The organism is Cohnella xylanilytica, assembly GCF_014212175.1.
Classification (GTDB): Bacteria; Bacillota; Bacilli; order Paenibacillales; family Paenibacillaceae; genus Cohnella; species Cohnella xylanilytica.
This window is the reverse complement of sequence record NZ_JACJVR010000165.1, coordinates 1-5,069: the sequence shown is the minus strand read 5'-3', so window position 1 is coordinate 5,069 and position 5,069 is coordinate 1. Positions and strand designations below refer to the sequence as shown.

Sequence of the window (5,069 nt, the reverse complement as noted above, 5' to 3'; positions counted from 1 at the left end):
CCGAGGCGAATCTTGGACGACAGGGTCGTGCTGTTCATCTGGTCGGAGGTCGTCACCGGACGGGAGCCGGAGATCAGAATCTCGGGAATCGCCGCGTTGCGGGCCGAGCTCGTCAGCTCCATGGCCAGCTCGTACATATTCGTCGACGGAAGAGCGGAGTACAGCCGGTTCTCCGTCCTCATCGTCTCGAAGATGCCGTCTCCGGGAATGATCTGGATCTGCATGAGCTGCTCGATGATTTTGCGGGCTTTCCCCTCGGCGATCAGGACGTTGACGGTCTCCCGGGCGTCCGGGTTGCGGAAGTAGACGTCGATGATCGGCTTCAGCCCTTGGCGGGCGACTTCATCCGAGATGACCACTACCCGGTTGTGAGAGAAAAACAGCTTGCGAGGGCTCTCGAACGCGCTCTGGAACACCGCTTCGCGAATCGTCGGCCCGTGGGTGGAGTAGACGATGACGGGCAGCTGGGAGGCTCCCCCCTTCACGTTGCCCATCGATCCGGAGATCGCCGACGGAATGACGACCTGGTAGGAGACGACCCATTGGTCCTCGTCCCGGTCGAAGGAGGTCGCCGCCGTGATCGACAGCTCGTTCAATTCCGTGCGGTCCCAGCACCCCGCCAGCGGGAGGATCGCGAGGAGCGAGACGATAAGCTTCCATGTCTTCAAGCGTTGGTCCCTCCTATTCCCCGTCTCCCCTTGCGGAACGCCAAGCACGCGAACCAGAGCGCGAGCGGAAGCAGCACATTCAGGCTGATCAGCGCCAGATTCGATATGTACTCGCCCGAATGCAGCTTGTAATCCCTCCTCCATGTCAAGGAGGCGTCCAGAAGCAGCAGAAGGCCCGCCGCGAACAGGTAAGGAGGTTGTCCGGCCCGCACGCGGAACGTCCGCTCCAGGCAGTGGACCGCTACGAACAGCAGCAAGCTCAGCTTGATGAAGACGGTAACCGTCCAGTACATCACGAAGAAGAGATCCACCCTCTCCAGGAACCGGCCGAATTCGATGACCGAGATCAGCGTAAACGAAGGGTATCTCATGTCCTTCACGATGTTCGGGCCGAAGACGAGCAGCGCCTGCAAGACGGCGAGCAGCAGCTCCGCTCCGACGAGCAGCACTCCCCAGAACGCCGCCTTCGGAGCTTGTTCCGGCTTCGCCATGTAGGGGGCGAACAGCAGGATAGCGGCCCCCTCCGACATGAGTCCGAACGGCGTTATGCTGCCCTGCACGATCTCGCGGAAGGAATTCTCGCCGATCGGCAGCATGAAGTTCGGATGGACGTTGGCGTACAGCAAGAGCATGGACAACGCGTACATCGGGGCGGACATAAGCGTCGCCAGCAGGCAGATGCGGCCCATCGTCTCCAGTCCTTCCGCTGCCGCGTAGATCATGACCAAGATCGTTACGCCGTACAGGACCGGGTTCGGCGTATTCGGCATCACTTCCGCGGAGAGGAATTGAATGAACTCGTGAAGCGCCTTCGACGTCGTCGCGAAGTAGTGGACGGCCAGCGCTAAGCCGGCTGCGGCGGCGGCGGGACGGCCGATCCGGCCCGCCAGCCAATCCAGGAACGGAACGCCCTCCCGGTTGCTCCGGGCGAATACCCCGAGCACGGCCATCAGAAGGGCCGCGGCAGCCGTCGACAGCAGAACGGACATCCAGGCGTCCTGGGACGCGTAATTGAGCGTGGCGGTGGGGACGATCAGGAAGGCAGTGGGCGCGATAATCATCATGATCATGGTCGCGCATTGGTAGAAGGTCAGATTGCGCTTCATGTTCGACGCTCCTGTCTGCCCGACGATTCGTCCCCGGGAGGGGTCGGCTTCTGTCCCGGAGCTTGCCGCGTGCGATTGTTCGGGGAGATGGTCATCGGACGCTTCTTCATGGCCCACCAGGGGACCCGAACGAAGACGTCCTTCATGTTCGGCCAGACGATCGGGGTGAACGGCGTCATGTACGGCACCCCGAACGAACGCAGGCCGACCAGGTGAATGAACAGGATCATCATCCCCGCCATGATCCCGAAGAGGCCGAGCGTTCCCGCGAGAATCATCATGACGAACCGGATCAGCCTTGCCGCGATGGCCATGTTGAGCGCGGGAATGACGAAGTTGGCGATGGCCGTGAACGACACGACGATGATCATCGCGGCCGAGACGAGGCCGGCCTGCACCGCCGCTTGGCCGAGCACGAGCGCGCCGACGATGGAGATCGCGNNCATCTCCTGGTGGAACGTCGTGATGGCGATATACATCGATGGAAGCAGCATCGAGACGAAGAACGAGACGAGACGAAGGATTCGGAGGAACGTCGCGATGTCGTAGCGCTGATAATAGTCTTCGCTCGATTGGAAGAACTTGACGAACGTGACCGGAGCGTAGAGAACGAACGGCGTCCCGTCGACGATAATCGCGATCTGTCCTTCCAGAATGCCGGCCGCGACGGCGTCCGGACGCTCCGAGTTCTGGATCGTCGGGAAGGGGGTCCATGCCTCGTCCTGGATAAACTCCTCCACGTACCCGCTCTCCAGAATGCCGTCCACATCGATTCGCGAGAGCCGAAGGCGGATCTCCCGGACGACCTTCTCGTCGGCGATTCCCTCCATGTAGACGAGATTCACGTCCGTCTGCGTATGCCGGCCGATCTTCAGGCTCTCGACCCGGACGAGCGGGGATTTGATGCGCCGGCGGATGAGCGAGACGTTCGTCTGGACGTCTTCCGTGAAGCTCTCCTTCGGACCGCGGGTGACCGTCTGGGAGCTCGGTTCGTCGACGGACCTCTTCTCGCCGCCTCGGGTCGCGGCCGAGAACGCCAGGGAGCTGCCCTCCAGCAGCACGATCGTCGAACCGGAGAGCATCGCGTCGATCAGAGCCCCGAGGCCGCCGATCTCCTTCACGTTCCCGATCCGGACCGCCTCGCTCGTCAGCATGGACTGCAGGTCCGGCCCGGGAATCCGGTTATGGCCGGCCAGCTCCTGAATGCGGCTCTGGATCGGATCGAGAATCATCCGGTTGATCGCGTCGACGTTGACGATTCCGCCAATGTAAACGACGGCCGCGAGGTCGCGGCCGGACGGATCGGGGAGCATCCGGATCGTCAGATCCGAGCTGTTCCCGAGCTCGCGGCGGATGATCTCCAGGTTGACCCGAAGTTTCCGGGAGAGGGCGGGCCCGTCGGTCCGGCCATTCTCCGGCGCCGCGCTGTCGCCGGCGGGTTTGCGCCGTCTTCGGAACGGCAGCGGCAGTCCGAACCATCTCATTTTATTCCCCCGTCGTCGCAGGTTTGGGAGACCGAATCAGCATGACCGTCAGCAGCACCAGAGGAATCGCGATCTGGAAGATCGGAAAATGGTAATTCAGGTTGTACTTGAAGCCGAATCGCACCTGCTGCATATAGCTGCGGAACGCGAGCGAACCGAAATAGATCAGGGCTCCGATCGGCACGATGGCCAGCTTCCGGTTCATTCCGGTCAGCTGCGACAGCGCCAGGGAAGCTCCGAGATAATACGCGGTCTGCTTCATGTACACGCCGATGAACAACATCAGGAGGACGAACGGATCGAGCCGTTCGGCGAACTTCAGCAAGCTCGTCACCTCCAGCAGAGGAATAACGCTCGTTCCGGCCATCGCCCCGAGAACGCAGATCAAGGTCATGTTGGCGAAGACGAGGAACAAGCCTGCCGAAGCGAAGGAGAACAGCGTCGTCCGGGACGTCTCCCGCGCGCGGTCGGAGTGCTTCCAGAACATGAGGAACAGCACCATCTCCCCGAACGGGAACGAGACGACCTCCGGAAGGGCGGCCTCCAGCACCGGCTTCAGGCCGTGTTCCATGACGGGCTGAAGGTTCTCGGGATGGAACAGATGCGAGAAAATAATAATGCCGAACAGAATCGCGTACATCAGAACGATCCAGGGCCAGAGCAGCTCCGCGAGCCGGAAGAACACTTCGACGCCGTGGTAGACGGCGAACGCGGAGATCAGCATGAGAACGAGCATGATGAAGTACAGCGGCGTCTGGGGAAGCAGGTAGAGGATCATCCAGTCGCCGAATTCGCGCACGTTCCGAACGGATTTATAGGAGAAATAAAGCACGTAAGCCGCGGCGACGGCGCCTCCGAGCCACTTCCCGAAGTACGCGGGCAGCATCTCGATCAAGCTCTTGCCCGGCTCGCGGCGGTGAATGGGAAGCGTGACGAGAATCAAGAGAAGAAGCCCGGACAGCATCCCGACGAGCACAGACAGCCACGCGTCCCTGCGGGCTTCCCCCGCCAGGAGGAACAAGGGCGAACTGCCGAGCTGGAACAGGAAGACCGTCGCGGCCAGCTGAACGCGGCTGAAGGACTGCATATCGAGCTCCCTCGTGGAATGAACTGACATCGCATTGATAATATGGAACGAATGGAGGAAAATCATGCATCCCGAGCGGCCGCGCCATGGACGCGACGCCGAAAGGGCCGTCCCCCCCGGTCCCGGTCGACCATGGAGAACAGCCCCTTCGGCTTGTTCGTCTGCTATGAACGGGGTGGATCGACGGCGCGTCGGCCTCCGTTCACTTGCCCCTCAGAACGTTCGTCACGACGTCGACGACCTTGCCTTCCAGGAACGGCTTGACCACGAAGTCCTTCGCTCCCGCTTCGATGGCCGACACGATCAGCAATTGCTGGTCAAGCGCCGAGAAGACGACGATCCGCGCCCGGGGCTCCTCCCGGAGAATCTCCCGGATCGCGGAGATGCCGTCCAGCTCCGGCATCGTAATATCCATCGTGACGAGATCGGGCTTAAGCTCCCGGTACAGCTCGACCGCCTGCCGCCCGTCCTCGGCCTCTCCGACGATCCGATGTCCCGCGCGCGTCAGAATCGAGGCCAGCATTCTCCTCATGACCGGCGCGTCGTCCGCAATCAGAATGGTTGCCATGGCTGTTCCTCCAGAATCCGTTCGACTTTCAAGATACCCGCCAAACCTTCGCCGGTCCGGCCGATCCCTTCGCCATCGGCCGCTCCCGGACCGTCCCTCTCCCCGCCGGCCGGCTGAACCGAACGCATCCTCACGACCCGCGATACGCCGTCCACC

Annotated in this window: 5 protein-coding genes; all 5 read right to left on the bottom strand. The window is 61.9% G+C overall.

Features of this window, described 5'->3' with window-relative positions; all coding sequences use genetic code 11:
• A partial coding sequence (locus H7B90_RS32085; protein ID WP_446483102.1) for a Ger(x)C family spore germination protein occupies positions 1 to 668 on the bottom strand: 668 nt, incomplete at its 3' end.
• Positions 665 to 1,774: a GerAB/ArcD/ProY family transporter gene (locus H7B90_RS32080; protein ID WP_185139980.1), complete on the bottom strand. Its 1,110-nt coding sequence runs from the start codon at positions 1,772 to 1,774 to the stop codon at positions 665 to 667. The genes H7B90_RS32085 and H7B90_RS32080, both read right to left, overlap by 4 nt.
• Complete coding sequence (locus tag H7B90_RS32075; RefSeq protein ID WP_185139979.1) at positions 1,771 to 3,258, bottom strand: spore germination protein; 1,488 nt, start codon at positions 3,256 to 3,258, stop codon at positions 1,771 to 1,773. The genes H7B90_RS32080 and H7B90_RS32075 overlap by 4 nt, the downstream gene beginning before the upstream one ends.
• A gap of 1 nt (position 3,259) precedes the next feature.
• Positions 3,260 to 4,345 (bottom strand): GerAB/ArcD/ProY family transporter, encoded by a 1,086-nt coding sequence (locus H7B90_RS32070; protein WP_185139978.1) that lies wholly within the window; start codon positions 4,343 to 4,345, stop codon positions 3,260 to 3,262.
• A gap of 202 nt (positions 4,346 to 4,547) precedes the next feature.
• On the bottom strand, positions 4,548 to 4,913 hold the full coding sequence (locus H7B90_RS32065) for a response regulator (protein ID WP_185139977.1): 366 nt from the start codon (positions 4,911 to 4,913) through the stop codon (positions 4,548 to 4,550).
• Positions 4,914 to 5,069 lie beyond the last annotated feature (156 nt).

Excerpts from the sequence above, each read along its gene's own strand:
- H7B90_RS32065 (WP_185139977.1), bottom strand. The coding sequence starts at position 4,913 with ATGGCAACCATTCTGATTGCGGACGACGCGCCGGTCATGAGGAGAATG.
- H7B90_RS32080 (WP_185139980.1), bottom strand. The coding sequence starts at position 1,774 with ATGAAGCGCAATCTGACCTTCTACCAATGCGCGACCATGATCATGATG.
- H7B90_RS32070 (WP_185139978.1), bottom strand. The coding sequence starts at position 4,345 with ATGCAGTCCTTCAGCCGCGTTCAGCTGGCCGCGACGGTCTTCCTGTTC.